Raw genomic sequence first — 26,624 nt, forward strand, 5'->3', positions numbered from 1 at the left:
GGAGGTGGGGACTTGCGCCCAAGAGGCAATCATGAAAAAAACGCTCAAAATACTGCTCGTAGTAGCAATGGTCGGCAGTTTGTTCGCAGTCGGGTTCGCGGGCAACGCCGCCGCACAGTCACGAGATCGAGGAGATTCACAGCACAGCGGTCAAGTCGCAGTTTCACACGTTGACCAAGACCAGGGTGTCATCCAGTACAACCGCAACCACCAGGACGACAACTACGCGGTTTCGGCAGCGGTGAACGTCGGTGGACGCAATGATGGTCCGACAGACGCTGCCGCTCGAGACCGCCGAAGTAACGGTGCGGAGTCCGGCGACGCGATCGCCGTCCAAGCGAGCGCACAGAGCAACAAGAACTCGCAGTTCGCCTGGTCGAACGCCCAGAACGGCAACTGGCAGAACCAGGACGACTAAACCTCGGTCATCGACGCGACCGGGATTTTCGCGGAGCTTATTTTATCGAGCGACCTCGGACCGTCGCCTCAACACTTAACATCACGACCGTTGACCACTGTCCGGGGGTTACCAATGGCAACGTACGAACTACCGGAATTGCCGTATAGCTACGACGCGCTCGAACCGAGTATCGATGCGCACATCATGGAACTGCACCACGACAAACACCATCAGGGCTACGTCAACGGTGCGAACGCGGCGCTCGACACGCTCGAAGCGATGCGGGAGAACGACGAGTGGGGGGACGTGAAAGGTGTCGAACGAAATCTCGCGTTCAACCTCGCGGGCCACATCAATCACTCCGTCTTCTGGGAGAACATGTCCCCGGACGGGGGCGGGGAACCGGGCGGCGAACTCGCCGATGCGTTGGACGACCAGTTCGGGTCGTTCGACGAGTTCAAGGCCAACTTCTCGGCGGCCGCGAAGGGCGTCGAAGGCTCCGGGTGGGGGATGTTGCTATACGACCACGTCGGAGAAATCCCGATCGTGACCATGGCCGAGAACCACCAGAATCAGTCACCGATGGCGACGCCGCTGTTGGTACTCGACGTGTGGGAACACGCCTACTACCTCCAGTACGAGAACAACCGCGGCGAGTACGTGGACAACTTCTGGGACATCGTCAACTGGGACGATGTAGAGGAGCGCTACGACGAAGCGAGCAGTAGGTGACGACCGAGCAATCGCCCTGAAGTCGGTCTATTTTGCCGCCGTATCGTGTGATATGTTAGCTAACATCTCCTCAAGGTTTAACAGGCTAAGACGAGATACAGTTAGTGGAGGTAATTCATATGCCAGAAAAATCGAACGCGGAACTACCACCGCTCCCGTACGACTACGACGCGCTGGAACCGCACATCTCCGAGCAGGTTCTCACGTGGCACCACGATACGCACCATCAGGGCTACGTAAACGGCCTCAACAGTGCCGAAGAGACCCTCGCGGAGAACCGCGAGTCCGGTGACTACTCCAGCACGGCGGGTGCGCTGGGTAACGTGACCCACAACGGCTGTGGTCACTACCTCCACACCCTCTTCTGGGAGAACATGGACGAGAACGGCGGCGGCGAACCCGAGGGCGAACTCGCCGACCGCATCGAGGAGGACTTCGGTTCCTACGAGGGATGGAAGGGCGAGTTCGAGGCCGCCGCGAGCGCCGCAGGTGGCTGGGCACTCCTCGTCTACGACCCCGTCGCCAAACAGCTTCGCAACGTCAAAGTTGACAAGCACGACCAAGGCGCACTCTGGGGTAGCCACCCGATTCTCGCGGTGGACGTGTGGGAGCACTCCTACTACTACGACTACGGTCCGGACCGTGGCGACTTCATCGACAACTTCTTCGAAGTGGTCGACTGGGACAACGTCGCAGAACAGTACGACAACGTCGTGTCGCGCTACGAATAGGTCCGAACGCACCGATATTTTTTCGAGACAGCAGAGAAAGCGACGGCTATTTCTCGTCCGACGTTACCGTCGGAACGTCGTATCCGGAAGCGATGTCGCTGACGTGTCGATAGAGCGATTCGTAATCGTACCCGCCGGGTTGCAAGTCGAAACTGGCGAACACGCCGACGTTTCGCTCGTCGTCGTCGAAGAACATGCGGAACTGTTCGAAGTCGGTGAATCCCCTGACCGTGTACTGATAGTTGGCGTAGTAGAGTTGGTCGTAGGTGTCACGGGTGATGAATCCGAACCGCTCGTTGTCCACGAACTTCTCCACGTCGACGGTTTCGAGTTTGTCCGCGACGTCCTCACGGAGAAAGAGCATCTCGAAGTCGTGTTGGTCGAACAGCCAGATATCCCGAAGATAGGTACCGCCGAACTCGGCGAAGGCCGAGACGAGCGCTTCTTTCGTCTCGCTTCCCGATTCCTCGTCCATGTCGTTTTCTATCTCTAATGCACCAATATAAAAACTCGGATATAATGATCATTTATTATATTTGTTCGAGTATGATCGAACGATAGTACGCTCACGCATATCAAATAGCTCGTCGACGCGCCTCGATTCGGGAGCTTTTACGCTCGGTCGGACGTAGGTACACGCATGCCGAAGCCAAAAGACGATTTCGAGGAGTTGTATCCGTGTGATTTCTACGAACCGGAAGAACTGCTCGACGAGGAGATGATGTATTCGGTCTATGAAATCGCCCGCCTGCTTCAGGGTCTCGACCCCGACGCCGAACTCGACGTCGAAACCGAGGAGATTCTGCTGGATTGGGCGATTCCGTGGGTGATGCGAAACTCCGAGCGCCTCGTCGTCGCCGAACCGCCGAGCGACGAGGAACCGGGGTACTACGGGCTGAAGGAATGACGATACTCGTCGCCGGAAGCGACCGCGTGGACGCCGGAAAGACGACGTTCACGGTCGGTCTGCTCGCCCATCACGATGCGGTCGGATTCAAACCGCGGGCGGGCAACGACTTCTGGTTCGACCACGACGACGCCGTGCGTGCCCTCTCGGACGGACGACTGTACGGCAAGGACGCGACTCGACTGGCCGACGCGAGCGCAGGAAATCACGCGCCGGAGGACGTGAATCCGGTGCACCGACTGTGGCGGCCCGCACCCGGCAAAGGAAACGGGTTGCTCGGCCAGTCCCGCCGCGAGTTCCTCGTGGACCGCGTCGGCGAGGGATTCGTCGTCAACGGCACGGTCTCACTTCCCGAGCCCGTGCGCGAGAACCTCCCGCTCTCGGATGCCGTCGTCGTGGATTCGCTGAAGGGGTTGAACGACCAGACCGAGCGACGATATCTCCCGCACTTCCGGGCATTGGCCGAGCGGATTCGAGCGGAAGACCGGGCGGTCGTGGAATCCTACAGCGACATCGCTCTGCCGATTCGAGACATTGAGTTCGACGCCGTCGCCGTGGTCGAACCCCGCCGCGTGCGGGTGTACGACGGCACACGCTACGCGAAGGCCTGCGAGGTTGCGGACAGCAGCGTCCACGACGGAACGATGGAAAAACGTGTGGCGGACGTCGTGAGCCTGCTCGACCCCGCCGAAACCATGACGCTCGAACCGCTGGCGAAAGAGGAGCGGAACGACCCCGAAAAAACCGCGTCAGCGTACGGGGAAGCATACGAGGCGCTTCTGTAACCCTGCTTCTCACCGCATCCGCGCCGCTTGCGACGCCAATTCGACGTCCTGATACGGATTGGTCGTCACGCTCGGGCCGTGGCCGACGTGCATCTCCGCCAACTCCTCGTCCACCGTGTCGATGACGGAATCGATGCTCTCGATGAGCACCCGGCGGTCACCCTCATCGAGGTCGGTCCGGCCGAAGCCGCCGTTCTGGAAGATGAGGTCGCCCGCGAACAGGATTTTCGGGGAATCGGCGTAGAAGCAGAGGTGGTCGTTCTTGTGTCCCGGCGTGTGGAGCGCGAGGTAGTCGTGGTCTCCGATTTTCACCGTGTCCCCGTCCTCGATGGCGACATCGACGCCGGGTTGGTCGGTGTCGAAGCCGAACGCTTCGACGCCAAAGGCGTCCTTGACGGTCTCCAGGTTGCCGACGTGGTCGGGGTGAGTGTGCGTGATGATGACCGCATCGAGGTCGTCCACCTCCGCTTGGACTCGGCCTACGGCATCGAAGTTCGATCCGGTATCCACGAGGACGGTCCGCTCTCCGTCCACGAGGAACGCGTTGCTGGTAAACGCCTGCACGCCCGTCGCGATGTTTCGAATCATGTCTTTCCTCGAATTCACACCTCGCACGTTCACCACCCACGACCATCAATCCCGCTCAATCAACATCGATATCGCCGCCAGACCGCGGAAGCAAGGTAATAACCGCACTCACATACACGAGAGTGGTTACCAAACGTATCCACACGGAGTACAATTATAAGCGGTAATATAGATAGGAAAGAACCGTTCGACCGGGGAGTGACGGAAGAGAATCCATCGCGGTCTCCCGAACGAGTGATGCAATCAAGCCGTGGATAAGCCAGTATCGTCATCCCCATACCCACTTCCCCCTTCTACGACCGTTCGGCACCGTCGTTGTGGTATCACGCCCAGTAGCGGAACCTATCTCTCCCGAAGGGGGTGGAACCGGTGGGTCCCGAGAGCGGTGGGACGGCCCTACTCCTCCGCGAGTTCGTCGACTAGGGTGTCCAAACTATAGCTCTGGAGCACGCGGTGGGAGTCACGAAGGGTGGAGATGACGAACGTCGAGTTCGTCCGCTCGACCTCCTCGATGCGTTCGAAATCCCCGATGAGACGTTCGACCATCTCGCGCCCGGTGAGATGCGCGACGACGATGAAGTCGGTTTCGCCCATGGTGAAGTACGCCTGTGTGACCCCTTCGATGTCGAGGATTTTCTCACCGAAGTCCGAGTACGACCCGGTGTAATCGGCGAATACCTCGACGACGACGGTGACGCCGAGTCCGAACTGTTCGAGGTCGATGTCGTACAGGTCGTTTTCGATGACGCCCGCCTCGCGCAGGTTGTTCAACCGGTAATGAATCGTCGAGACTGGGATGTCGGTCTCCTCGTGTAACTTCTCCGGACTGCCGGTCTCCAGATCCGAAATGGCCTTGAGCAGTGTAACGTCACGTTCGTCCATTGATTTCGAACTATACGTCGATCATACTTAATATCACGACTTCGGCGGGGCGACGAATGGTGATGCACGAGGGGTGATCTCCCCTGATGGTTGGCAACTAATGTCTATAACGATTCAATACCAAGAATTTACTCTAACTGTCTCAATAGATCTTGTATGTGATTCGGTTGCAACGCTGTTCCTTGTAGAAGGGTTTAACAATGGTGGCCTGTTACAGTTGGATAGAAATCTATGAATGCGACAAAGCTTGGAAGATATCTTCCGATGAATGGTGTGATGTTCGGATTACTGGCCCTCTTCTGGGGTGGCTCGTTCGTCTCGATCGACGTCGGGCTGCACCACTTCCCGCCGCTCCTGTTTGCGGCGGTTCGCTACGACGCGGCCGGTCTGCTCATCCTCGCGTACGCGGCGTTTACGACCGACCGCTGGAAACCCCGGACGCGCGGTGACGTGCTCGCCATCGCCACGATCGGCGCGTTCATCATCGCGGGCCACCACAGCCTGCTCTACCTCGGTCAGGAACACGTTCCCGGCGCGCTCGCGGCCGTCATCGTCAGTCTCTCTCCGGTTCTCACGGCCGTCTTCGCCAGCGCGCTCTTCGCAGACGAACACGTCTCCCCCCTCGGTGCGCTCGGTTTGGTGCTCGGCGTCGCGGGCGTCGCTATCGTCGCCAACCCGACTTCCGCGAACCTCCTCTCGACGGACGCGGTCGGAATCGTCCTCGTCTTCCTCGCCGCAGCGAGTTTCGCCCTCGGTTCTGTGTTGAGCCAACCGTTCGAGACGAGCGTCTCGATCCCCTCGCTTCAGGGCTGGTCGATGCTGTTCGGTTCGATCATCATCCACGGCGTCAGCTTCGCCAGCGGCGAGTCACCTGCCGCCATCGACTGGTCGTTTTCGGCCATCGCATCGTTGGGATACCTGGTGCTCGTCTCCGGCGTCATCGCGTTCCTCATCTACTTCCACCTGCTCGACTCCATCGGCGCGACCGAACTGAACCTCGTCGGCTACCTCGAACCCGTCGTCGCCACCCTCCTCAGCTGGCTGGTGCTGGGTGAACTGGTCGCCAACACCACCATCATCGGCTTCGCTGCCATCTTCGCCGGCTTCGCTCTGCTGAAACGGCACGCGCTCTTCGACTTCGTCCGCATGGCCTCGCCGAACGTCGGACGCGCGTAAGCGGGAAAAAACGTACTGGTGCGGAAAGCTGATTTTTACGACGATTCTTGCACGCGTTCGGCGACCAGCACCCCGACCTGCTCGTGAACCCGCTCGACGGCGGTCAGCGAGAAGCCGTTGTCGGTCAGCACGTCGGCCAGATGGCCGACCGTCGAGGGGTCGTCCACCTCGGGACTGTAAAACGGGACCTCCGGGTCGGGCGTGCCGAAGAACATCACGTCGCCCAACACGAACTTTCGCGGCCCCAATTCGGCGATTGCTTCGATGGCTTCGCTCTTTTCCTCGTCGGAGAGGTGATGCATGGCGAAGTTCGATACCACGATATCGATGTCCTCGCCGACGTTCGGATCACGGAAGCGACCCTCGCCGAACTCGACGTTTCCGATGTCGTTCTCCTCGGCCTTCGTTCGCGCCTCGTCCATCATCCCTTCGCTGATGTCACGGCCGATGACGCGCTTCGCGTCGGGGGCGAGCGCGAGCGCGATTGCGCCCGTGCCGGTCCCCAAATCGAGGACGACGTCGTCCGCACCGGGGTCGGCGTGCTCCACGACCAAGGAGACACAAGCGCGATACTCCTCGCTGTCCTGAGAATCGTCGTAGTCGCCAGCGATGTCCGAAAAGCGGTCGGCGTGTTCCTCAATCGTCTTCTTCATACCGCCCACGTTTCACGCCGGGCGCAATGAAATCGTCGGACTGAATCGTCCGGTTTCGGTCGGCGAGGTGACCCCACTCGCGCAAGCCCTCCTCGATCTGTTCGGGCGAAAACCCGATGATCTCGCCGACGGCCGTGAGTTCGCGGGGTGCCCGCAGTTCGAGGTGCGTACGCGGGTTGGCGCTGACGACGAACGGGGCGTCGTATTTGACCACCAACTCGCGGAGTTTCCGGAGGTCTTGGATGGCCTGCACTCGCGGGCCGCCGTCGGTACGGAGGACACGGGACAGGTCGAATTCGATGCGGACGCCGTGTTCGGCGGCGGCCTTCGCCAGCACGTGGTTGAAATCCCCGCGTCCGCGCATCGGGTGGGCCAACACGTCGATCCGCTCCTCCTCGACGGCAAACCGGTTGAGCTTCGCCGTGCCGCCGTGGAGCAGGAGGACCGTCGTCTTCGGGCGAAAGTTACCGACGTGGCCGCTGGCCTGCGATGGGTTGTCGGCGCGGATTTCGAGGCCGTCCACCACGTCCACGCCGTACTCGTCGCTGACGGTCTCGGCGTCGAATTCCGCCCGTGAATCGCCGTGATTGCGGACGACGACGCCGTCGAACTCGTACTCACTCGCCGTGGCCGCAAACCGCGCGACGGTAGCTTCCCCATCCGGGACGGCGTGGACGCCCTCGTACATTCTCGTGTTCGAGTGCGGGGTGGTGAGACTTGGTGCTTGCGACTCTCGGTCCACGGGGACGGCGTCACCGGGAGTCGGAACTGATTAGCCGCTCCAGCCAAACCGGAGTGGTAAGCCCAAGGGGTTTTCCCGTCTCAACCCGGAAGGAAGGTTCAATAACAGAATGGATAACCAGCCACCGACCTCCGCGACCGCCGACGAGCCGCCAGGGGCAGACATCGAATGGTGTCACCAAGCGGTTCAAGGTGTCTCCCGCACGTTTGCCATCACTATCGAGCTGCTCGATACGCCGATGGCCGACGCCATCTGCGTCGGATACCTCCTCTGCCGTGTCGCGGACACCATCGAGGATGCGGGCCATATCCCGCCCGCCGAACAGGCGAGCCTCCTCCACCAGTACGACGCCGTCCTCGACCCGACCGATGCGACGACAGTTGAGGAGTTCCGCGAGGCTGTAGACGAGTGGATTCCCGACGATACCGACGGCGACGATGCCGATTGGTCCGTCGTCAGTCACGCCCCCCGCATCGTGCGGACGTTCGGTACGTGCTCTCCCTCGGTCCGGCAAGCGGTTCGACCGCCGGTGCGTGAACTCGTGAACGGGATGGCGATGTTCGTCGAACGGTATGCCGACACGGGTGGTCTTCGAATCGGAAGCAGGGCGGAACTCGAAGAGTACTGCTACTACGTCGCGGGAACCGTCGGAGAACTCATCACGAACCTCGTCTGCCAGGATGCGGATTCGGCGCAGGCGAGCCGTCTACGCGAGACCTCGGAATCGTTCTCGCTCCTCCTCCAACTCGTCAACGTGACGAAGGACGTCTACGTGGACTACCACGACGAGAACAACGTGTACCTTCCCGAGACGTGGCTGGACGAGGCCGATGTCCCGCAGGACGAACTCTGTGACCCCGAACACAGCGACGACGTCGCGGACGTCGTCGCCCGAACCGCGGACCACGCACACAGCTTTACCGACGACGCCCAGACGTATCTGGAGACCATGCCGCGCGAGCGGGGCAACCGTCTCGTCGCGTGGACGATTCCCTACCTGCTCGCGGTCGGGACGCTCCGCGAAGTCAGAAAGCGACCGGAGGACGCGCTTCGTCGAGCGGGTATCAAGGTTTCACGCGAGGAGGTGCACTCCCTCATCGCATCCCTCTCCAGCGGCGTCGAACGCGAGACGCTCGGCGAACTGCGGCGGACGATTTCCGAGAGGCCGTTTCACCGGTCTTCGAATTCGATTTAGCGAGGGATCCCGACGGAACCCGAAAGACGACCGACGGCGTCCGTAACCCATCCGGACAGCAGGAACACCCATACCGTCGTGCAGGCGACGCCGAATTCGACCGCGACGGCTTCGATTGCGAACGGCGGCCGTCCGCCGAACGCGTTTCCAACGACGACGGTCGCGCCGTAGGTGACGATAATCGGCCAGCCGAGGGTGAGGCCGAGGAGACGGACTGCGAAGTCGAGTTCACCGGGGAGAAACGGGAATCCCGTAACCGCGTAGCCGCCGAGCAACAGCGAAGCGATGGCGAACACGGCGAGCGTTTCGTTCGACGGGGAGAACAGGGTTCGAGCGATACCCGACCGGGTATCGTCGGGATTCACCGCGGCAACCACGAGGATTGCGAGCAGATAGCCGACGGCGACGGACGCGACGCCGAGTGTGACCGTTCGGGGGGTTATCCCGGAGATTTCCGCGTCCCGGTTCACGAACCACAGGAGGGCGGACGCCGTCACGGCAAACGGAAAGACGTGGCTCCGTTGCGGGCGGACGTTGGAGAGGGAGGGCATGGAACAACCGTTGGGTAGCAACTGTTACCAATCCTTCGACAATAGGGAAAAAGCGAAGTGGGAGGTTTTGGAGTTCCCTATCGGTTCGACGCGACGGATCGACGACTTCCGCCGGTCAGACGTCGTCGGCCCGTCCGGTCACGATGTCCGCGACCCGTCGTTTGTCGAACAGCTCTTCGTCCGCTCCGAACTTCGGATACGGCTGGCTCTCGGAGAACTTCGGCCACTCGCCGAACACGTCGGGGTACAGTTGTTTGACCGTCATCTCCAGTTGGAAGAGGTTGACGAGCGGACCCTGATAGCGCATCCCCTGCACGAACACGCGGTCGTTCTTCACCGCCGAGATGTTCGAGGCGACGGGGTCGCTTTCGAGTATCTCCCGAGTCTTGGACATCTCGTGGTCCGGTGCCATGCCGCCGAGGACGAGTAACACGTCCGGGTTCGCCTCCAGCATCGCCTCGAAATCCACCTTGTCGTTCGAGGAAACCTTGCTGCCGAAGGCGTCCGTTACGCCGAGCGGACGGATGTGCGCGCTGAGGAAACCGGGCGCGTTCAGCTTGTAGGCCCAAATATCGGAGAGGTCCGCGGAACCGGTGACCATGATCGCCGTCGGTCGTTCGTCCTCGGGTGGCAGCTTCGATTCGATGGTCGAAACGAGGTCGGCGTGAACTGCCGCGAGCGCCTCGTAACGCGCTTCCTCGCGGAACACCTGTGCGACCTTGCCGAAGATGTCCCAGAGGGAGTAGTACTCGTAGCTGTCACGCCAGCCCTTCGGCGGCTTCCGGTTGGCGTCGCTGTAACTGTTGCCGAACCACGGGCCGACGTTTTTCGCGATTTCGTTCACGTCCGAGCGCGACCAGTTCTTCATCGACACCATCTCCGCCGGGTCCGCGAGGTGAACGTCGCTGTCGAGTTCGTACAGTTCCTCTTTCGGTGCGCCCCACGACGAGAAGCAGTCCGACCAGTCAACCGAGACGCCGTCGAGGCGCTCGTAGTAGAGGTTCATCACGGTGTCGTAGTACTCCGGTGCGTGGAGTGCGTTGACGCCGTCGCCGTGGCCGAGTGCAACGGCCATCCCCGCATGGTGGGTGAGGACGGTGAAGATGTCCTCCGGAACGGCGTCGAACGTCACCTTTCCCATCGGGGACATCGACACCGAATAGCTCCCGTCCGCTGCATCGGTCGTTTCCGTCTCGGTATCGGTCGTTTCGGTCGCGGTCGTGGAACCCTGACCGTCGGATTTCGACCCCACGTTCCCGTCGTTACTGCCGGTACAGCCAGCGAGGAGGCAGGTGGCGGCGACGCCGGAGCCGACTCCGAGAAACCGCCGACGTGTTGGACACCACCGCCCCGCTTGCGTGTCTCGTGTCATAATTTTAGGCTCGCCTAAAACAAGATAACTGTTGCGATTTTTAGGTAGGCCTAAAGAAATTCGGAGACGTTGGTGAGTTTGATACTGTAGCGGTAGAGCCGCGTAATAGCGGAGATGAGAGCCATTCCCGGAATGTGAAAATGATTGGAGGGGGTTATTTATTTTTATGCTGAATTGATGATGTTGGTAATAATGAAGGGTCCCAACCCAACACGGATCGAACGAACTGTCCCTCGAATGACGCTGCCACACTCGGTAGACGAGACGGTCGGCGGTGAGCGCTGATGCGGTCACGATTACCGCTCCTCCTCACCGTTTGTCTGGTGCTGGCAACCGTCAGCGGTTGTGTCGGACAGTTGCCCGATGATGACGCCGGTGCCGGTGTCGAAACGACTTCCCAGACGACGACTGCAACGACCGATACGAACACGTCACAACGGACACCGACCACGACGTTCAGCGACGCGAAAGCTCACGAGGTCGTGAACGACATCCGCGCGAAGCAGGAGAACATCAACACGTACCACGCTGTCGAAGTGGAGAAACGGATCTACCACCTGCCGAACGGCAGTACGTACACTCGAACGAAGAAAGTCGATCGCTCGGAGCGGTACGCGGACGGGACGAAGCTTCTGCGAGTGGAATACCTCCACCCGACCAGGAACAGGATCATCATCGAAAACCGAACGAATACGATAGCGTACGAAAGCGCGACGAACACGTACGACGTGAGTGACCGGCGCGACGGCCCCGCGCACTACTACATCAGCGGCGTCTACGAGGCCAAACACGAGTTCGAAGCCGCGTTCGACCACGACGCGCTCACGTACCACGGGAAAACGCACGTGCTCGGCCACGAGGTGTACGTCATCGAGTTCGACAATCCACAGAAGAACTCCGAGAGAGCATCGTGGTACAACTCGACGTTCTGGATAGACGCTCAAACCGGTGCACTCGTCAAGAGCAAAACGAACTATCCGCTACCGATCGACCAGACGCTCGACCAGATCAAGAACAGGTTCGAATCGGGTCACCAAAAATCGAAGAACGCAACCGTGATTCACAACGGAACGGTCGTCTCCACCTATCGTGACCTCGCCGTGAATCAGAAACTGCCCGAGGGAACGTTCGCGCCGCCGAAGAACGCGACCCGAAAGGACTGATAACGGCGGTCCCGCTGTTTTTTCAGTACTCGTAGAAGCCCTTGCCCGTCTTCTTGCCCAAGTCGCCCGCATCGACTTTGCGCTTGAGCAGGTAGGCTGGCTTGTATCGGTCGCCGAGTTCCTCGAAGAGGGTTTCGCTGGCGTCGAGACAGATGTCCAGTCCGATGTGGTCCGCGAGCGTGAGCGGTCCCATCGGGACGTTCGTTCCGAGCGTCATTCCCTTGTCGATGTCCTCCTTGCTGGCGACGCCTTCGTCGTAGGCGCGGATGCCCTCGTTGATCCACGGCATGAGGATGCGGTTGGTGACGAAGCCGGGTTTGTCGTCGGACTCCCACGTCTCCTTGTCGAGGTCCTCCGCGAGGTCGTGTGCGAGCGTGACGACGTCCTCGTCCGTCTTCTCGCCGACGACGAGTTCGACGCCCTTCATGATGGGGACGGGGTTCATGAAGTGGAGGCCGACGATTTGCTCCTCGCGCTCGGTCACGCTGGCGATGGTTGTAATCGAGAGCGTGCTGGTGTTGGTGGCCAGCACGACGTCCTCGGGGAGCACCTCGTCCAAGTCGGCGAAGATGTCCTGTTTGATCTCCATGTTCTCGACGGCCGCCTCGACCACGAAGTCACAGTCCGCGAGGTCTTCGAGGTCCGTCGTGCCCGTGATCCGGTCGACGGCCGCCTCGGCTTCCTCCTGGCTCATCTTCTCCTTGCCCACGAGTCGGTCGAGACTTCCCTCGATGGTGTCGAACCCGTGCTGGACGAACTCGTCCTTGATATCGCGCATAACCACGTCGTAGCCGTTCGTGGCGGCGACCTGCGCGATGCCGCTGCCCATCGTTCCCGCGCCAACTACGCCGATACTGTCGATGTCGGAAAGCGAACGCATGATGGCAAGTGCTGCCGGAATCGTTGTAAGGATAGCGGAACGCGGGCGAGAAAGTCGAACTGAACTACTGTGATATATGAAATATACAACACCAGTGGACAGTAACGAAACGAATAGGTCGTGTACGAAACATTAATGGGGATCGGGTGGGAGAAAGAAACGAATCGGTGAGGGACGTGAGGGAACACGAGACACGCGAAACGGCCGAGATCGAAACGATAGACGTGAAATACGTCGGCCCAGCGACAGCGGCGGTCATCGAGGACGCGCCGTTCGACGTAACGGATATCCGAAATCGCACCGCCTCCTACGAGATGTTGCGGGAAGCAGGCGTCCATCCGGGCGTCGCTGGCCGTCTGCGTCGGGAACACTCCCTGTCCTGGTCGTTCGAGTCCGGCAACGATCTGACCGACCGTTCGAGCCAAATCCGTGGCCTGCAGGACGGCGAGCGTGCGTGGATTGCAGCCAGTTCCGGCGACTGGGAGGCCGAGACGACCGAAACCGCGACGGACGGAAGCGGTGACGCCGACGCGGAAGAGGCCGCATGGCGGGACCGAAGCAGTCCCGACCCCGTGACCGACGTGCCGGAAATCGACGACGAACTGGCCGGTGAACTCGCCGAAGCGGGTATCACCTCGGTCCGAAGTCTGGCCATTGCCAATCCGGAACGCGTGGCGGACTCGTTGGCCTTCGATTTGACGCGTGTCGCGAAGTGGCGCGAGTCGGCTCACGAACTGTTGTGAATTTACTACTATTGTAGTTTCCCATTCTCACAATAGAGCTACTGAGAACCCCGAAATCAATCGTTTAGGTTCGGACAGTACCAGTACACTCTTATATATCCTCGGTGCAGTTTCGGTTGATGATTCCGCTGACTGACTCGCAAGTCACGCGAGACGGCAAAGCACTTATTCTCGCCCACGACCACGGTCTGGAACACGGGCCGTCGGCCGACTTCGGCTCCGTTCCGGAGACACTGGACCCCGAGAAGGTTTTCGAAACCGCGACCCACGACGCAGTTACGTGTCTCGCGGTTCAGAAAGGCCTCGCGGAGACGTACTACCCCTCCTACGAGGACGACGTCAACCTCCTCGCCAAACTCAACGGGACGAGCAACCTCTGGATGGGCGAACCGTACTCGCCACAGAACTGGACGGTCGATTACGCCGCCGAACTCGGCGCGGACGCCGTCGGCTACACCGTCTACTCCGGCTCGAACAACGAGACGAGGATGTACGAGGACTTCCGCGACGTGCAGGAACGGGCACACCGCGAATACGACATGCCCGTCGTCATGTGGTCGTACCCGCGCGGACAGGGTCTCAAGAACGACACGAAGGAGAGCACTATCGCCTACGCGACCCGAATCGCGCTCGAAATCGGCGCGGACATGGCGAAGGTCAAGTACCCCGGAAGCCGCGAGTCGATGGAATGGGCCGTCAAGTCCGCCGCCGACATGCCGGTCGTCATGAGCGGTGGGTCGAAGACCAGCGACTACGAGTTCCTCTCCAGCGTCGAAGCCGTGATGGACGCCGGTGGTTCCGGACTCGCCGTCGGCCGCAACGTCTGGCAGCGTGATGACCCCGAGCGAATCCTCGACGCGCTCGAAAAGGTCATCTTCGACGGCGCGACCGCCGACGAAGCGCTCTAACGATGGAGACGGTTACAAAAATCATCGAGGTCGTCGCGGCCGCCGCGCCCGAAATCCGTGGCGGTCTCACCGGCCGCCGTCGAAAGGCGGACGAGGAAAACCCAAGCGGGGAAATCCAGATGGCCGCCGACGTGTGGGCCGACGAGTACCTCGAAGCGGAGCTGACGGCCATCGACGGCGTCGGCGAGTTCGCCAGCGAGGAGCGAGAGAGGGTCGTCGATTGCGGCGACGGACTGTCGGTCGCTATCGACCCGCTCGACGGCTCGTCCAACCTCAAATCCAACAACTCGATGGGGACCATCGTCGGAATCTACGATGCGCCGCTCCCGGCGAAGGGAACGGACCTCGTCGCGTCGGCGTTCGTCCTCTTCGGTCCGATCACGACGATGATGGTCGCCCGCGACGATTCCGTGACGGAGTACGTCGTGGAGGATGGTGAACAGCGGGTCGTCACCGAGGACGTGACGCTCCCCGATGACCCCACGGTTTACGGGTTCGGCGGCCGCGTTCCGGACTGGCCCGAGGCGTTCACCGCCTACGCGCGCGAAGTCGAAGACGAACTCAAACTGCGCTACGGCGGCGCTATGATCGGCGACGTGAACCAAGTGTTGACCTACGGCGGCGTGTTCGCCTATCCCGGTCTCGAATCCCGCCCAGAAGGAAAGCTTCGGCTGCAGTTCGAAGGGAACCCGATGGCGTACATCATCGAATCCGCCGGTGGTCGGTCGTCCAACGGCGAGAAATCGATCCTCGAAGTGACGCCCGAGCGACTACATCAACGGGTACCGCTCCACATCGGGAACGCGGACCTCATCGAACGACTCGAAGCCGCGCTGTAGTCGGATTCCCATTTTCGATTTTTTCCGTTAGCTGCTATTCGTCGGCGTCGTCCGTGGCCCGGTCGTCGTCGCAACGGTCGTCGGAGCAGCAGTCGCCGTCGGTCCGCCGACCGTCGTCCGTGGCACGGTCGTCTGATTCGTTCCGCTCACTTGTCGGATACACCTCTGCACGTCGTTTTGCTGCACCGTCGCGACCGTCTGCCCGTTCGAATCGAAGAACGTCGCGTTGACGAAGACGTATCCCGGAACGCCGAGGTCCGCCGTCGAGTTCGTCCACGTCACCTTGCCGTCGGCCGCCGGTTGGAAGTCCCCGGCGGAGATGTTCTGTGTCACCAGCACGCCCGACTGCGGGTTCGAGGCGTTGACCAGCAGCGCCTGCATCCGGTAGTCATCGGGTTGCGTCGCGTTCGCCGTGATTCGGGTGCAGGACAGGTTCGCCGAGAGCGGCGCGGTCGGCGGTGCGGTCGTCGATGTCGTGGTCGGTGTCGCGGTGGCATTCGCCGTCGTGGTTGGTGTCGCGGTGACATTCGACGTCGTTGTCGTCACATTCGACGTCGTGGTTGTGGTTGGTGTCGTCGTGACGCTCGTGGTCGTCTGCGTAGTAGTCGTGACATTTGGCGTCGTGGACGGCGGTGCGGTCGTCGATGTCGAGGTCGGTGCCTGTGTCGACGTCGCCGTCGTGGTTTGTGCCGATGTCGTGGTCGGCGTCGCGGTGGTCGACGTCGGAATCGGCGACGGAGTCGGCGTTGCCTCGCCGCCCGCTCCCTGTTTTGCGACCGACCGGAGCGTTTTCGGTGGAGCGTTCGCCCTCGACTTCACTCGGTTTGCCGCCTGTTCGGTCCCCGAAACCGCCGTTTGCTGAATCTGGCCCGCGCTGTTCACGTTCCCTTGCGTGGCGGACTGCGTCGCACCGGCGGCCGCGCCGAAGGTGATCGCCTGAATCTGCGTGACCGAGGCTTTCTGCACCTGCGTGATTCCACCCGTCGCAGCGCCCTGCGCGGCGGCTTGTATCTGCGTGACGGTCGCCTGCTGGCTCTGGGAAACCGCGCCGTTCGCCGCACCACGTGTCGCGGCCTGCACCTGTGAAATGCTCGCCTGCTGGCGCTGACTCGCCACAACGCCGCCTTTACACGCCCCTCTTGCGGCGGCTTGCACTTGTGTGACGCTCACCTGTTGGTTCTGGGTAATGGCCCCGGACGCCGCCCCGGCACAGGCCGACTGAATCTGGGTGATTCGAACGGTCTGCACCTGCGTGACTCCGCCCTGTGCCGAACCCTTCGCGGCGGCCTGAATCTGTTTGACGTTCACGACCTGCTTCTGGACGGCACCTTGGGTCGCACCTTGTGCCGCCCCCTGCGCGACGATTTGAATCTGCACGATGTTCACGATCTGGACCTGCGTGATGCTCAATGCACCAATCGCCGCACCGCGACAGGCCGACTGAATCTGTGAAACGGTGGCTCTCTGCGCCTGTGTGAGTCCACCAGTCGCCGCGCCTTGTGCGGCAACTTGAATCTGTGTGACGCTCACCCGCTGGACTTGGGAGACGGCCCCCGCCGCCGCACCGCGGCAGGCCGCTTGGATCTGTTCGACGTTCACCTGTTGAATCTGTGTCGCACCGCCTCTCGCCGCGCCCATCGCGGCGACTTGAACCTGCTTCGCGTTCGCGGTCTGTGCTTGGGCGGCCCCGGTCGCCGCGCCTCGTGCCGCCGCCTGCACCTGTTGGACCGAAACGTTCTGACGCTGGTCGAGCGCGCCGAACGCCGCACCCTGTCCGGCCTCCTGGATCTGTGAGACGCTCGCTCCCTGATTCTGTACCGCACCGGTCACCGCACCCTGTGCGGCACCGCGTGCCGCCACCTGTACCTGCGTAACGTTCACCCGTTGACTTTGAGCGACTGCGCCGTGGCCAGCACCGAACGCCGCGGCTTGCACCTGCGAGACGTTCGCCCGTTGGGTTTGGGAAACTGCGCCGGTCGTTGCCCCCTGTGTCGCCACCTGTATCTGGGTGACGTTCACGTCCTGACTCTGGAGGAGGGTACCGTGTGCGGCACCGCGCGCGGCGGCCTGAACCTGTTTGACGCTCGTCGATTGATCCTGTGAGACGGCCTGTGTCGCACCCTGTACTGCGGCCTGTCGCTGTTCCTGACTGATGGAGACACCTTGTCGCTGTGCCAACGCGGCCCCCTGTGCGACACCGCGGGCGGCCGCCTCCTCACGGGTCGAACGGTTCGAATCGGTCTGTAACAGTTCACTCGCGCCGTCGTTCACCGACAGTACGGGAAGCGTCGCCGCCGACTCCCCGACCAGGGGTGCCGACGCCTCCATCGACTGGGTGGATGACGTCGTGCCGGAGTTGGTGGGAGAAACGACGGCGATGCTTGCGATGCTGACGAGGAGGACGAGTCCGACCGCGACTACAGCCCGTGTGAATCGATCCATAATATACGACTCACACGCGCGAGACGCACGTCAACCGGAGCCATCGTTAATTCCGTTTCCTCACGTCCCCGGCCGGTTGTGATCGTTGACACGTGGTAGCGTCGCCCGACGGTCCCGGCAATCATTGCGAGTCATCGTGGTAATCGAAATTTCGCGATGACGAGCGGCAACCGAATATAGTCGGTGGTGTACTTATTGGAAATAAATTTATTCGGGCCGATGAATTCCTATCCGTTGGCACGTTTCTAGATGTCTAGATTCACCATTCTTTATCTATGCTGGTCAACTCCTCTTGAGCGTCGCATGAGCAATGAGTCACCATACCGTGACGACTCGGGGAACCGCCCGTCGGGACATCCGCCCCACGTACTTCGTGCCGAACCAGGAGTGAGTAGACCGTCTTTCGATGACATCTTCGAACTCCTGTCGGATAAGCGGAGACGATACGCAATCCACTATCTCTCAACGACTGCGGATGGCGTAGCAACGCTTTCCGACCTCGTAGAACAGGTCGTTGAGTGGGAAACGGAAACGTCGCCAAACGACGTTCCGGACGATTACCGACGACGTATCGAAGCGTCCCTTCATCACACACACCTCCCAAAACTCGCTGACGCGAACATCATCGATTACGATGCACGGAGCGAATCACTTCGGTACTGGGGGCAACCAGTGCTTGAAGAGTACGCGGAGCACGTCGCGGCCATGGAACTGCCGGATCAGTAACCACGTCCCGATTCCGCTCCCATCGTCCTCTCCCTAGACACTTCTTTCTCCACTCTCTCCGTCTCCCGCTCGAAAATATTGTCGCGATAGAAAGGGAAAACGGTTTGAAATCGCTTCGCGCATTCTCATTCATGAAAGTCCGTATCGGTGAAGGGGCGACCGACGAGGAAGCCTCGGCGATCGCCAGCGCACTCGCCGAACACGTCGGCAGCGAGGTGGAAGTGTTCGTCGGTGACGAAACGGAACCGACCGTCACGTGGGACGAACCCGGCGAACCGCTGGAGGACGACCTCGGACCGACCGAGCGCGAGGAACTGCTCCGGGAAGAGATCGAGGAGATCGAGTTGGGCGGTCCGGAGAAGTACAAGGAGCGCCTCTCCGAGAAGGGAAAACTATTCGTTCGGGACCGACTCGACCTCTGGTTCGGAGAAGAAGGGATCAAGTTCGAGGACGGCCGGTTCGCCGAGTTCGACGCGGACGACCAACTGCCCGCCGACGGCCTGCTCACCGGCGCGGCCACGTTCGAGGACCGCGACCTGCACTTCATGGCGAACGACTTCACGGTCAAGGCCGGAAGCATGGCCGCCAAAGGGGTCGAGAAGTTCCTGCGCATGCAACAGCGGGCGCTCCAGAATGGGAAACCCGTCCTCTATCTGATGGACTCCTCGGGCGGGCGTATCGATCAGCAGTCCGGGTTCTTCGCCAACCGCGAAGGAATCGGGAAGTACTACTACAACCACTCGATGCTCTCGGGGCGCGTTCCACAGATCTGCGTGCTCTACGGGCCGTGTATCGCCGGTGCGGCGTACACCCCCGTCTTCGCCGATTTCACCATCATGGTCGAGAACATGTCCGCGATGGCTATCGCCTCGCCGCGGATGGTACAGATGGTCACCGGGGAGGACATCAGCATGCAGGACCTCGGCGGCGCGCACATGCACGCGGCGGAATCGGGAAGCGCGGACCTCGTCGCCCGCAACGAGGAACACGCCCGCGAACTCGTGGCGGACCTCATCACGTATCTCCCCGACAAGGCACACGAGAAACCGCCTCGAAGCGAACCGAAAGCGCCGAAACTGTCGCCGGACGGTATCGACGAGGTCATCCCGTCGAGTCCGAACCGGGCATACGACATGACCGACCTCATTGAGCGCGTGGTCGATTCGGATTCGTACTTCGAACTCAGGCCGGAGTTCGGCGGCGAAATCATCACGGCGTTCGCCAAAATCGACGGCCGTCCGGTCGGCATCGTCGCCAACCAACCGGCACAGCGCTCGGGTGCCATCTTCCCGGACGCCGCCGAGAAGGCGGCCGAATTCATCTGGAAGTGTGACGCCTTCGAGATTCCGCTCCTCTACCTCTGTGACACGCCGGGATTCATGGCCGGGTCCGGAGTCGAGAAGGACGCGATCCTGGAGAAAGGCAAGAAGATGATTTACGCCACCTCCTCGTCCACCGTCCCCAAAATCTCCGTCGTCGTCCGGAAGGCGTACGGTGCGGGAATCTACGCCATGTCCGGCCCCGCGTACGACCCCCAGAGCGTCATCGCGCTCCCGTCCGGCGAGATCGGCATCATGGGTCCCGAAGCGGCGATCAACGCGGTGTACGCGAACAAGTTGAACGACATCGAGGACCCGGAGGAACGCGCCCAGCGCGAGCAGGAACTCCGCGAGGAGTACCGCGAGGACATCGACGTGCACCGCATGGCGAGCGACATGGTCATCGACGACATCGTCCCGCCGAGTACCCTCCGCGAGGAACTCGTCCAGCGCTACGACTTCTACGCCGGTATCGAAAAGGACCTCCCGGACAAGAAGCACGGAACGATCCTGTAATCGGCCGACGGGGACCGACACCTACTTTTTCACGTCCGAACGGCGAAATGACCGTATGAACATTATTCGAATCGGACAGTAGCACCCGCTTGAACACCGGGTGAACCGATAAGGCACTTCATAATAAAGCACCGTTCAGGCGTATCCGGGATGACGTGGAACTACCGCGCCATCACCTATGAGTCATCAGCAGTTCTCTTACCGCTATCAACGCACGGGTTGGTTCGATTTCGACGACGTGGAACGACTGCTCTGGGCCGTCGTCCTCCTCGCGCTGGTCGGCGACCTGGTTACGACGTACGTCGGGTTACAAGTGGGACTCGCCGAATCGAACCCGGTCGCACGCGGCGCGCTCGGCCGATTCGGATTCCTCTCGCTCGTCGGCCTGAAGATGTTCGCGTTGGCCGTCGGATTCGTCTGCCGGACGCTCGTTCCTCGACAGTACGTCACGCTCGTCCCCGCCGGACTCGCGTTCCCGTGGATGTTCGCCGTCGTCGTCAACCTCTCCCTATTCACCCGACTGTGAAACCTCCCCTGTCTACTCGGCGTTCGCCTTTTTGAGCGACAACGCCGTCCTGTCGAACTCACAGACGAGCGTCTCGTCCTCACCATCGACCTTGAACACTTCCACGTGCATGGTGACGACCCCGCGCTCGCCGTCGCTCGTCTCGCGTTTGTCGGTCACGGTGGACTGTGCCCGAATCGTGTCGCCGTGGAAAACCGGGTTGGGGTGTGAGACGTTGTCGTAGGAGAGGTTGGCGACGATGGTTCCGTCCGTCGTGTCCGGGATCGAGACGCCGACAGCGAGACTCATCGTATAGAGACCGTTGACGAGGCGCTCGCCGAACTGGGTGTCGGCCGCGAACTCGGCGTCCAGATGGAGTGGCTGTTGGTTCATCGTCATATCACAGTATTTCTGATTGTCGGCTTCGCTGATAGTGCGCCGCCTCTCGTGTTCGATAGTTTGGCCCACCTCGAACTCCTCGTAGTACAGTCCGGTCATGGCGAGATTTGGGTCAGCGGTGGGAAAAATCCTGTCGGTCTCCGTCGGGTCCGTTGCAACCGTTCCAACCGTTGCACGGCCGATAGCGGGCTGTAACCGGTTCATAACAAAGTAGACAGTATTCGAATGACTTGGCAGTCAGGCAGAATTCAGGTCTAGAGAAATATGAAATATTACAGCACACGACAGTCGACGGCGGACGACACGACGTTCATCTCGGATGGCGGCACCGATTCGGGTTCGAAGCCGCCTCGACCGTCCACCGATGGCGGTATCGACTCGGAACCGGATATCCGCCCCGGACCCGTCGATCCCGGGAGCGAGGAGGAACCGACGACGCCGACGACGCCGATGACACCGTTGAGCGACAGCAAGCGCGTTCACGCGCGGTGGTTCGCCCAAGTCGGTGGGCCGGTCGAAACCACACCCGTCGTCAGGGACGGGTCTGTGTACGTCGGTACCGAGAACGGGTTCGTCTGTAGTATCGACCAGCGGGATGGCGTGAGCAACTGGCTGTTCCAGGCACCGAACGCGGTCGGGTCGCCGACGCCGGGTGGGGACCTCACCTACGTCGGTGACAGGAGCGGGAACCTGCTCGCACTCGACAGGACGAACGGAACGCGTGAATGGTGTTTCGAGTCGGATGCTGGCGTGGAGGAAGCGCCGATACTCGTCGGGAACACGCTGTACGTCGCTTCGCGCGATGGACAGGTGTCCATGCTCGACGCCGAAACGGGTGAGTTGAAATCGTCCTTCCGAACCCCCGCACGAGCGCTCACGTCGATGCAGATAGCGGGTAACACCCTCTACGCGACCGGACTCGACGGTGGGCTGTTCGCCCACGACGTGGACGACGGGGAGGAGTTCTTCCGCTTCGCACCGTCACTCGCCATCGCGGGCGCTCCCGCCGTCGTCGGTGACACGGCCTACGTCGGGACCGTGGACGGCGACCGAATCTACGCGCTCGACGCCGAAACGGGCAAAACCAAATGGCGGCATCAGACCGACGCCGGAGTCTGGTCGTCGCCGGTCGCCATCGGCGGTATCGTTTACACCAGCTCCGCGGACGGGAATATCTTGGCGCTCGACGCGCGGGAGGGTACCGTCAGGTGGTGTGTCGAAACCGACGCCCGCGTGTGGGGGTCGCCCGTCGTCACGAACGAACTGGTCTACGCTTGCAACGACGACGGCTTACTGGTCGCGCTCGACCGCGCCGACGGCCGCACCAGGTGGCATTTCCGAGCACAGGATTCGCTGGTCGGGTCGCCAGCGGTCGGCAGCGAGTCCGTCTACGTCGGTGACGTGGCGGGAATGATTTACGCCTTGCCGCAGTAAGTCGCTCACCGTCCTCCTCCGTATCGTGCCGTGGTATCTCATGCCGACGCAACGACGGATGGCAAGGCATTTCTCGTATTACTACCGACTAAACTGGCAAGCCTGTCGGAGGCGTCCAACTATGGCATCTACTGGGAAGCAGACTACGGACGAACCGGAAACGGCGGTTGAAACGGCACGACGACAACTGGAGCGCGCGGCGGCGCACCTCGACGTGGACCGCGGCACGATCGAGCGCTTGAAGCACCCCGACCAAGTACACCGGGTTTCGGTGCCGCTGAAGCGGGACAACGGTGACACGGATATCTTCACCGGCTACCGCGCACAACACGACAGCGTGCGCGGACCGTTCAAGGGTGGAATGCGCTACCACCCCGGCGTCACCGAAGACGAGTGCGTCGGTCTCTCGATGTGGATGACGTGGAAATGCGCCGTGATGGACCTCCCGTTCGGGGGCGCGAAGGGTGGCATCATCGTCAATCCAAAGGAACTCAGCAACGAGGAAAAGGAACGGCTCACCCGCCGCTTCGCCGAGGAACTGCGCGACTTCATCGGCCCGATGCGCGACATTCCCGCGCCGGACATGGGAACCGACGCGCAGGCGATGGCGTGGTTCATGGACGCCTACTCCATGCAGGAAGGCGAAACGCAACCCGGCGTCGTCACCGGTAAACCGCCGGTCATCGGCGGTTCCTACGGCCGCGAGGAGTCGCCCGGTCGCTCGGTTGCCATCATCGCCCGCGAAGCGTGTGAGTACTACGACTACGACCTCGAAGACACGTCGATCGCCATCCAAGGGTTCGGGAGCGTCGGCGCGAACGCCGCCCTCTCGCTCCACGAGTGGGGTGCGAACGTCGTCGCCGTCTCCGACGTGAACGGTGCGATCTACGACGAGGACGGACTCGACATCGACGCGATTCCGACCCACGAGGAGGAACCCGAGGCGGTCACGACGTTCGACGGCCACGAGGCGATTCCCAACGAGAAACTCCTCGAACTCGACGTCGACGTGCTCATCCCGGCCGCGATCGGAAATGTCCTCACTGAGGCAAACGCTCACGAGGTGCAGGCGGACATCATCGTCGAGGGTGCGAACGGTCCGACGACGACCACCGCGGACGAGATATTCGAGAAGCGCGGCATCCACGTCATTCCGGACATCCTCGCCAACGCGGGTGGGGTGACGGTCTCGTACTTCGAGTGGCTACAGGACATCAACCGCCGCCAGTGGTCGCTCGAACGCGTGAACGAGGAACTCGAATCCGAGATGCTCACCGCGTGGGACGACGTCCGATCCGAAGTCGAAGAGCGCGGCGTGACGTGGCGTGACGCCGCGTACATCGTCGGCCTCTCGCGTATCGCCGAAGCTCACACGGCGCGCGGACTCTGGCCGTAAAACGGTCGGAAGCGTCCTTCGGGACGTTCACGAACGGAAATCTTTTCTGTCGTTGTTCGGGGGGAGAACCATCACCGGTCGGGCATTCCTGCTCCGATCGCAACGCCGATAGCGATTCCGACCCCCATTCCGAGTGCGATGTTGTCCAGCGCGACACCGATACCGGCGCCGAGAGCGACGCCAATGCCGATACCGACTCCCATGTTGGTGTTCGAATCGGACCCCTCGTCCGCGTTCGACTCTTCCGTTCCCGACGTTTCCGTTCGTTCCATGCCGACGTACCGAAGGGTGGCGGGATAAACCTATCTGGGGAGTTTCCGATTCGATACGTTCTTCGAACGACGAAACTGGCGACGTCGAGGATGCACGAACGAAACCGTTCGGTGGGTTGAAATCGACGCCACACGTCGTTCCCGTATGCCACGACGAAGCGTCATGTTCACGCCGGGCGACCGCCCGGAGATGATGCGAAAAGCACCCGGCGCAGGGGCCGACGTGATCGTGTTCGACTTGGAGGACGCGGTCTCTCCCGAGCGAAAGGACGAAGCCCGCGAGGCCGTCCGTGACGTGCTCACGGACCCGGCGTTCGACCCGGACTGTGAGGTGTGTGTTCGCGTCAACCCGACGGGGATCGCGGCGGACGACGACCTCCGTGGAATCGCCGAGGGTGCCGACGCCATCGATTCGGTCATGCTGCCGAAAACGGAATCGGGCGACGATGCCGAGACGCTGGTTCGACTGCTCCACGAACACGACTGCCGGGTTCCGATCCTCGCGCTGGTCGAGACGGCGAGCGGGGTTCTCAGCGCCGCGGAAATCGCGGCGGTGGACGAAACGGCCGCCCTCGTGTTCGGGGCGGAGGATCTGTCGGCGGACATCGGTGCGACTCGAACCGACGAGGGGACCGAGGTGCTCTACGCCCGGGAACACGTCGTCATCGCGGCGAGCGCCAACGGCGTCGACGCCATCGATACCGTTTACACCGATTTCGGTGATACGGAGGGATTGAGCGAGGAGACGGAGTTCGCCATCCGACTCGGCTACGACGGGAAGATGGCGATCCATCCGGCGCAGGTCGCACCCATCAACGAGGCGTTCACGCCCGACCCGGAGCGGGTGGAGTGGGCCGAAGCCGTCCTGACGGCGAAAACGGACGCCGACGAGGACGGACGCGGCGTTTTCAGAGTTGACGGTGAAATGATAGATGCGCCGCTCATCGCCCAAGCGGAACGGATCATGGAGTACGCGGACGCTGACAACTGACTCTCTTCCTTATACCTCATTTAGGTATAATAGTTCATGGTTATTTCGTCACGTTTAACAGTGGGTGGGTGGGACTGACAAACGATGTCCGAACAAGCTAATCCGTTCGAGAGCTTGCAGGAACAGATAGACGACGCGTCCGAATATCTCGACGCGTCCCCTGACGTTTTCGAGCGGCTCAAGCACCCCCAGCGGATTCTCGAGACGAATCTCTCTGTCGAGATGGACGACGGGTCCATCGAAGTGTTCAAAGCGTTCCGTTCGCAGTTCAACGGCGACCGCGGCCCGTACAAAGGTGGCATCCGCTACCACCCCAACGTCTCCCGCGACGAAGTGAAAGCACTCTCCGGATGGATGGTCTACAAGACCGCCGTGGTTGATATCCCCTACGGCGGTGGGAAAGGCGGTATCATCATCGATCCCGACGAGTACAGCGAGGACGAGTTGGAGCGCATCACGCGCTCGTTCGCCAAGGAACTCCGCCCGTTCATCGGCGTCGACCAGGACATTCCCGCGCCGGACGTGAACACCGGCCAGCGCGAGATGAACTGGATCAAAGACACATACGAGAAACTCGAAAACACGACCGAACCGGGCGTCATCACGGGTAAAGCGCTCGAAAGCGGCGGCAGCGAAGGCCGCGTCGAGGCGACGGGTCGCTCGACCATGCTCACCGCTCGTGAGGCGTTCGACTACCTCGGCAAGGAGATGGACGGCGCAACCGTCGCCGTGCAGGGCTACGGGAACGCCGGATGGATTGCCGCGAAACTCATCGAAAACCTCGGCGCGAAGATAGTCGCCGTCTCGGACTCCAGCGGCGGTATCTACAACCCAGACGGACTCCACGCACGCGACGTCAAGGACCACAAGAACGAGACCGGTAGCGTCGTCGAGTACGCCGGTGCCGAAGAGGAAATCAGCAACGAGGAACTCCTCACGCTCGACGTGGACCTGCTCGTTCCCGCGGCGCTCGAAAACGCCATCGACGGTGACCTCGCGAAGGACGTTCAGGCGGACGTCATCGTGGAAGCCGCGAACGGCCCGCTCACGCCGGACGCCGACGACGTGCTCACGGAGCGCGACGTTTACGTCTTCCCCGACATCCTCGCCAACGCGGGCGGGGTGACGGTCTCGTACTTCGAATGGGTCCAGAACCGCCAGCGCTTCTACTGGTCGGAAGAGCGCGTCAACGAGGAACTCGAAGACGTCATCGTCTCCGCGTTCGGCGACCTGACGGACGCTTACGAGGCGAACGACCTGCCGAACTTCCGGACTGCGGCCTACGTCGTCGCCCTCCAGCGCGTCATCGACTCCTACACCGAGAGCGGCAACTGGCCATAGCCGACGAATAAGGCCATTCACGGAGCAGTTTTCGAA

29 protein-coding genes are annotated in these 26,624 nt (G+C 61.4%); 18 read left to right on the forward strand and 11 right to left on the reverse strand.

Annotated elements, in window-relative coordinates; all coding sequences use genetic code 11:
- Positions 1-31 precede the first annotated feature (31 nt).
- The 3 genes from NKF25_RS08040 (at position 32) to sod (ending at position 1,863) form a co-directional block, all read left to right on the forward strand.
- Positions 32-418, forward strand: a complete 387-nt coding sequence (locus tag NKF25_RS08040; RefSeq protein ID WP_253226171.1) for a hypothetical protein — start codon at positions 32-34, stop codon at positions 416-418.
- A gap of 114 nt (positions 419-532) precedes the next feature.
- Positions 533-1,132: a superoxide dismutase gene (locus tag NKF25_RS08045; protein ID WP_253226172.1), complete on the forward strand. Its 600-nt coding sequence runs from the start codon at positions 533-535 to the stop codon at positions 1,130-1,132.
- Positions 1,133-1,251: 119 nt separating this feature from the next.
- Positions 1,252-1,863 (forward strand): superoxide dismutase, encoded by a 612-nt coding sequence (gene sod, locus NKF25_RS08050; protein ID WP_066146261.1) that lies wholly within the window; start codon positions 1,252-1,254, stop codon positions 1,861-1,863.
- A 46-nt stretch (positions 1,864-1,909) separates the two neighbouring features.
- Here the strand turns inward: sod and NKF25_RS08055 are convergent, their stop codons facing one another.
- Positions 1,910-2,338: a hypothetical protein gene (locus tag NKF25_RS08055; RefSeq protein WP_253226173.1), complete on the reverse strand. Its 429-nt coding sequence runs from the start codon at positions 2,336-2,338 to the stop codon at positions 1,910-1,912.
- Between the two features lie 165 nt (positions 2,339-2,503).
- Here NKF25_RS08055 and NKF25_RS08060 point away from each other — a divergent pair, with 165 nt between their 5' ends.
- Together NKF25_RS08060 and NKF25_RS08065 are read left to right on the forward strand one after the other, a co-directional pair.
- Positions 2,504-2,770 (forward strand): DUF5827 family protein, encoded by a 267-nt coding sequence (locus tag NKF25_RS08060; protein WP_253226174.1) that lies wholly within the window; start codon positions 2,504-2,506, stop codon positions 2,768-2,770.
- Entirely contained in the window at positions 2,767-3,555 is a 789-nt protein-coding gene (locus tag NKF25_RS08065; RefSeq protein WP_253226175.1) for an ATPase, read from the forward strand. The genes NKF25_RS08060 and NKF25_RS08065 overlap by 4 nt, the downstream gene beginning before the upstream one ends.
- A gap of 9 nt (positions 3,556-3,564) precedes the next feature.
- On the opposite strand, the gene NKF25_RS08070 is transcribed toward NKF25_RS08065, so the two are convergent.
- Together NKF25_RS08070 and NKF25_RS08075 are read right to left on the reverse strand one after the other, a co-directional pair.
- Positions 3,565-4,143, reverse strand: a complete 579-nt coding sequence (locus NKF25_RS08070; protein ID WP_253226176.1) for an MBL fold metallo-hydrolase — start codon at positions 4,141-4,143, stop codon at positions 3,565-3,567.
- A gap of 396 nt (positions 4,144-4,539) precedes the next feature.
- Entirely contained in the window at positions 4,540-5,025 is a 486-nt protein-coding gene (locus tag NKF25_RS08075) for an Lrp/AsnC family transcriptional regulator (protein ID WP_253226177.1), read from the reverse strand.
- 276 nt (positions 5,026-5,301) lie between these two features.
- On the opposite strand from NKF25_RS08075, the gene NKF25_RS08080 reads away from it, so the two are divergent.
- Complete coding sequence (locus NKF25_RS08080; protein ID WP_253226178.1) at positions 5,302-6,201, forward strand: EamA family transporter; 900 nt, start codon at positions 5,302-5,304, stop codon at positions 6,199-6,201.
- A gap of 35 nt (positions 6,202-6,236) precedes the next feature.
- Here NKF25_RS08080 and NKF25_RS08085 read toward each other — a convergent pair whose 3' ends face one another.
- Positions 6,237-6,854, reverse strand: coding sequence for a class I SAM-dependent methyltransferase (locus NKF25_RS08085; RefSeq protein ID WP_253226179.1), 618 nt, complete (start codon positions 6,852-6,854; stop codon positions 6,237-6,239).
- A complete protein-coding gene (locus NKF25_RS08090) occupies positions 6,838-7,542 on the reverse strand; it encodes an RNase P subunit p30 family protein (RefSeq protein ID WP_253226180.1) in 705 nt (234 codons plus the stop codon). Before NKF25_RS08090 ends, NKF25_RS08085 begins: the two co-directional genes overlap by 17 nt.
- A gap of 163 nt (positions 7,543-7,705) precedes the next feature.
- Between NKF25_RS08090 and NKF25_RS08095 the strand changes: the two genes are divergently transcribed.
- Positions 7,706-8,791 carry a phytoene/squalene synthase family protein gene (locus tag NKF25_RS08095; protein ID WP_253226181.1) on the forward strand — a complete coding sequence of 362 codons (1,086 nt, stop codon included), beginning with the start codon at positions 7,706-7,708 and terminating at the stop codon, positions 8,789-8,791.
- Here NKF25_RS08095 and NKF25_RS08100 read toward each other — a convergent pair.
- Complete coding sequence (locus NKF25_RS08100; protein ID WP_253226182.1) at positions 8,788-9,342, reverse strand: hypothetical protein; 555 nt, start codon at positions 9,340-9,342, stop codon at positions 8,788-8,790. The two genes, NKF25_RS08095 and NKF25_RS08100, sit on opposite strands and share 4 nt — an antisense overlap.
- A gap of 115 nt (positions 9,343-9,457) precedes the next feature.
- Entirely contained in the window at positions 9,458-10,714 is a 1,257-nt protein-coding gene (locus NKF25_RS08105; RefSeq protein ID WP_253226183.1) for an ABC transporter substrate-binding protein, read from the reverse strand.
- 284 nt (positions 10,715-10,998) lie between these two features.
- On the opposite strand from NKF25_RS08105, the gene NKF25_RS08110 reads away from it, so the two are divergent.
- A complete protein-coding gene (locus NKF25_RS08110) occupies positions 10,999-11,877 on the forward strand; it encodes a hypothetical protein (protein WP_253226184.1) in 879 nt (292 codons plus the stop codon).
- Between the two features lie 22 nt (positions 11,878-11,899).
- Here the strand turns inward: NKF25_RS08110 and NKF25_RS08115 are convergent, their stop codons facing one another.
- The gene (locus tag NKF25_RS08115; protein ID WP_253226185.1) at positions 11,900-12,757 is read right to left on the reverse strand and encodes a 3-hydroxyacyl-CoA dehydrogenase NAD-binding domain-containing protein; all 858 of its coding nucleotides are present in this window, start codon (positions 12,755-12,757) and stop codon (positions 11,900-11,902) included.
- A gap of 167 nt (positions 12,758-12,924) precedes the next feature.
- Here NKF25_RS08115 and NKF25_RS08120 point away from each other — a divergent pair, with 167 nt between their 5' ends.
- From NKF25_RS08120 to NKF25_RS08130, 3 genes are all read left to right on the forward strand, one after another.
- Positions 12,925-13,500 (forward strand): hypothetical protein, encoded by a 576-nt coding sequence (locus NKF25_RS08120; protein ID WP_253226186.1) that lies wholly within the window; start codon positions 12,925-12,927, stop codon positions 13,498-13,500.
- Positions 13,501-13,619: 119 nt separating this feature from the next.
- On the forward strand, positions 13,620-14,408 hold the full coding sequence (locus NKF25_RS08125; RefSeq protein ID WP_253226187.1) for a class I fructose-bisphosphate aldolase: 789 nt from the start codon (positions 13,620-13,622) through the stop codon (positions 14,406-14,408).
- Positions 14,409-14,410: 2 nt separating this feature from the next.
- Positions 14,411-15,247, forward strand: coding sequence for a class 1 fructose-bisphosphatase (locus NKF25_RS08130; RefSeq protein ID WP_253226188.1), 837 nt, complete (start codon positions 14,411-14,413; stop codon positions 15,245-15,247).
- Between the two features lie 27 nt (positions 15,248-15,274).
- Here the strand turns inward: NKF25_RS08130 and NKF25_RS08135 are convergent, their stop codons facing one another.
- Entirely contained in the window at positions 15,275-17,689 is a 2,415-nt protein-coding gene (locus tag NKF25_RS08135) for a hypothetical protein (protein ID WP_253226189.1), read from the reverse strand.
- A gap of 387 nt (positions 17,690-18,076) precedes the next feature.
- Between NKF25_RS08135 and NKF25_RS08140 the strand changes: the two genes are divergently transcribed.
- The 3 genes from NKF25_RS08140 (at position 18,077) to NKF25_RS08150 (ending at position 20,776) form a co-directional block, all read left to right on the forward strand.
- A complete protein-coding gene (locus NKF25_RS08140; protein ID WP_066146303.1) occupies positions 18,077-18,415 on the forward strand; it encodes a hypothetical protein in 339 nt (112 codons plus the stop codon).
- 131 nt (positions 18,416-18,546) lie between these two features.
- Complete coding sequence (locus tag NKF25_RS08145) at positions 18,547-20,250, forward strand: acyl-CoA carboxylase subunit beta (RefSeq protein ID WP_253226190.1); 1,704 nt, start codon at positions 18,547-18,549, stop codon at positions 20,248-20,250.
- Positions 20,251-20,428: 178 nt separating this feature from the next.
- Positions 20,429-20,776 (forward strand): DUF5658 family protein, encoded by a 348-nt coding sequence (locus NKF25_RS08150; RefSeq protein ID WP_253226191.1) that lies wholly within the window; start codon positions 20,429-20,431, stop codon positions 20,774-20,776.
- 12 nt (positions 20,777-20,788) lie between these two features.
- Here the strand turns inward: NKF25_RS08150 and NKF25_RS08155 are convergent, their stop codons facing one another.
- On the reverse strand, positions 20,789-21,253 hold the full coding sequence (locus NKF25_RS08155; protein WP_253226192.1) for a MaoC family dehydratase: 465 nt from the start codon (positions 21,251-21,253) through the stop codon (positions 20,789-20,791).
- Positions 21,254-21,418: 165 nt separating this feature from the next.
- Here NKF25_RS08155 and NKF25_RS08160 point away from each other — a divergent pair, with 165 nt between their 5' ends.
- Together NKF25_RS08160 and gdhB are read left to right on the forward strand one after the other, a co-directional pair.
- Positions 21,419-22,588 (forward strand): PQQ-binding-like beta-propeller repeat protein, encoded by a 1,170-nt coding sequence (locus tag NKF25_RS08160; protein ID WP_253226193.1) that lies wholly within the window; start codon positions 21,419-21,421, stop codon positions 22,586-22,588.
- A gap of 121 nt (positions 22,589-22,709) precedes the next feature.
- Complete coding sequence (gdhB, locus tag NKF25_RS08165) at positions 22,710-23,984, forward strand: glutamate dehydrogenase GdhB (protein ID WP_253226194.1); 1,275 nt, start codon at positions 22,710-22,712, stop codon at positions 23,982-23,984.
- 71 nt (positions 23,985-24,055) lie between these two features.
- Here the strand turns inward: gdhB and NKF25_RS08170 are convergent, their stop codons facing one another.
- Positions 24,056-24,256 carry a hypothetical protein gene (locus NKF25_RS08170; protein ID WP_253226195.1) on the reverse strand — a complete coding sequence of 67 codons (201 nt, stop codon included), beginning with the start codon at positions 24,254-24,256 and terminating at the stop codon, positions 24,056-24,058.
- A 145-nt stretch (positions 24,257-24,401) separates the two neighbouring features.
- On the opposite strand from NKF25_RS08170, the gene NKF25_RS08175 reads away from it, so the two are divergent.
- Both NKF25_RS08175 and NKF25_RS08180 read left to right on the forward strand, forming a co-directional pair.
- Positions 24,402-25,247 (forward strand): CoA ester lyase, encoded by an 846-nt coding sequence (locus NKF25_RS08175; RefSeq protein ID WP_253226196.1) that lies wholly within the window; start codon positions 24,402-24,404, stop codon positions 25,245-25,247.
- A gap of 84 nt (positions 25,248-25,331) precedes the next feature.
- The gene (locus tag NKF25_RS08180; RefSeq protein ID WP_253226197.1) at positions 25,332-26,588 is read left to right on the forward strand and encodes a Glu/Leu/Phe/Val dehydrogenase; all 1,257 of its coding nucleotides are present in this window, start codon (positions 25,332-25,334) and stop codon (positions 26,586-26,588) included.
- Positions 26,589-26,624: the final 36 nt, after the last annotated feature.

The organism is Haladaptatus sp. AB643, assembly GCF_024136975.1.
Taxonomy (GTDB): Archaea; Halobacteriota; Halobacteria; order Halobacteriales; family Haladaptataceae; genus Haladaptatus.

Excerpts from the sequence above, each read along its gene's own strand:
- NKF25_RS08040 (WP_253226171.1), top strand. The coding sequence starts at position 32 with ATGAAAAAAACGCTCAAAATACTGCTCGTAGTAGCAATGGTCGGCAGT.
- NKF25_RS08045 (WP_253226172.1), top strand. The coding sequence starts at position 533 with ATGGCAACGTACGAACTACCGGAATTGCCGTATAGCTACGACGCGCTC.
- sod (WP_066146261.1), top strand. The coding sequence starts at position 1,252 with ATGCCAGAAAAATCGAACGCGGAACTACCACCGCTCCCGTACGACTAC.
- NKF25_RS08055 (WP_253226173.1), bottom strand. The coding sequence starts at position 2,338 with ATGGACGAGGAATCGGGAAGCGAGACGAAAGAAGCGCTCGTCTCGGCC.
- NKF25_RS08060 (WP_253226174.1), top strand. The coding sequence starts at position 2,504 with ATGCCGAAGCCAAAAGACGATTTCGAGGAGTTGTATCCGTGTGATTTC.
- NKF25_RS08065 (WP_253226175.1), top strand. The coding sequence starts at position 2,767 with ATGACGATACTCGTCGCCGGAAGCGACCGCGTGGACGCCGGAAAGACG.
- NKF25_RS08070 (WP_253226176.1), bottom strand. The coding sequence starts at position 4,143 with ATGATTCGAAACATCGCGACGGGCGTGCAGGCGTTTACCAGCAACGCG.
- NKF25_RS08075 (WP_253226177.1), bottom strand. The coding sequence starts at position 5,025 with ATGGACGAACGTGACGTTACACTGCTCAAGGCCATTTCGGATCTGGAG.
- NKF25_RS08080 (WP_253226178.1), top strand. The coding sequence starts at position 5,302 with ATGTTCGGATTACTGGCCCTCTTCTGGGGTGGCTCGTTCGTCTCGATC.
- NKF25_RS08085 (WP_253226179.1), bottom strand. The coding sequence starts at position 6,854 with ATGAAGAAGACGATTGAGGAACACGCCGACCGCTTTTCGGACATCGCT.
- NKF25_RS08090 (WP_253226180.1), bottom strand. The coding sequence starts at position 7,542 with ATGTACGAGGGCGTCCACGCCGTCCCGGATGGGGAAGCTACCGTCGCG.
- NKF25_RS08095 (WP_253226181.1), top strand. The coding sequence starts at position 7,706 with ATGGATAACCAGCCACCGACCTCCGCGACCGCCGACGAGCCGCCAGGG.
- NKF25_RS08100 (WP_253226182.1), bottom strand. The coding sequence starts at position 9,342 with ATGCCCTCCCTCTCCAACGTCCGCCCGCAACGGAGCCACGTCTTTCCG.
- NKF25_RS08105 (WP_253226183.1), bottom strand. The coding sequence starts at position 10,714 with ATGACACGAGACACGCAAGCGGGGCGGTGGTGTCCAACACGTCGGCGG.
- NKF25_RS08110 (WP_253226184.1), top strand. The coding sequence starts at position 10,999 with ATGCGGTCACGATTACCGCTCCTCCTCACCGTTTGTCTGGTGCTGGCA.
- NKF25_RS08115 (WP_253226185.1), bottom strand. The coding sequence starts at position 12,757 with ATGCGTTCGCTTTCCGACATCGACAGTATCGGCGTAGTTGGCGCGGGA.
- NKF25_RS08125 (WP_253226187.1), top strand. The coding sequence starts at position 13,620 with ATGATTCCGCTGACTGACTCGCAAGTCACGCGAGACGGCAAAGCACTT.
- NKF25_RS08130 (WP_253226188.1), top strand. The coding sequence starts at position 14,411 with ATGGAGACGGTTACAAAAATCATCGAGGTCGTCGCGGCCGCCGCGCCC.
- NKF25_RS08135 (WP_253226189.1), bottom strand. The coding sequence starts at position 17,689 with ATGGATCGATTCACACGGGCTGTAGTCGCGGTCGGACTCGTCCTCCTC.
- NKF25_RS08145 (WP_253226190.1), top strand. The coding sequence starts at position 18,547 with ATGAAAGTCCGTATCGGTGAAGGGGCGACCGACGAGGAAGCCTCGGCG.
- NKF25_RS08150 (WP_253226191.1), top strand. The coding sequence starts at position 20,429 with ATGAGTCATCAGCAGTTCTCTTACCGCTATCAACGCACGGGTTGGTTC.
- NKF25_RS08155 (WP_253226192.1), bottom strand. The coding sequence starts at position 21,253 with ATGACCGGACTGTACTACGAGGAGTTCGAGGTGGGCCAAACTATCGAA.
- NKF25_RS08160 (WP_253226193.1), top strand. The coding sequence starts at position 21,419 with ATGAAATATTACAGCACACGACAGTCGACGGCGGACGACACGACGTTC.
- gdhB (WP_253226194.1), top strand. The coding sequence starts at position 22,710 with ATGGCATCTACTGGGAAGCAGACTACGGACGAACCGGAAACGGCGGTT.
- NKF25_RS08170 (WP_253226195.1), bottom strand. The coding sequence starts at position 24,256 with ATGGAACGAACGGAAACGTCGGGAACGGAAGAGTCGAACGCGGACGAG.
- NKF25_RS08175 (WP_253226196.1), top strand. The coding sequence starts at position 24,402 with ATGCCACGACGAAGCGTCATGTTCACGCCGGGCGACCGCCCGGAGATG.
- NKF25_RS08180 (WP_253226197.1), top strand. The coding sequence starts at position 25,332 with ATGTCCGAACAAGCTAATCCGTTCGAGAGCTTGCAGGAACAGATAGAC.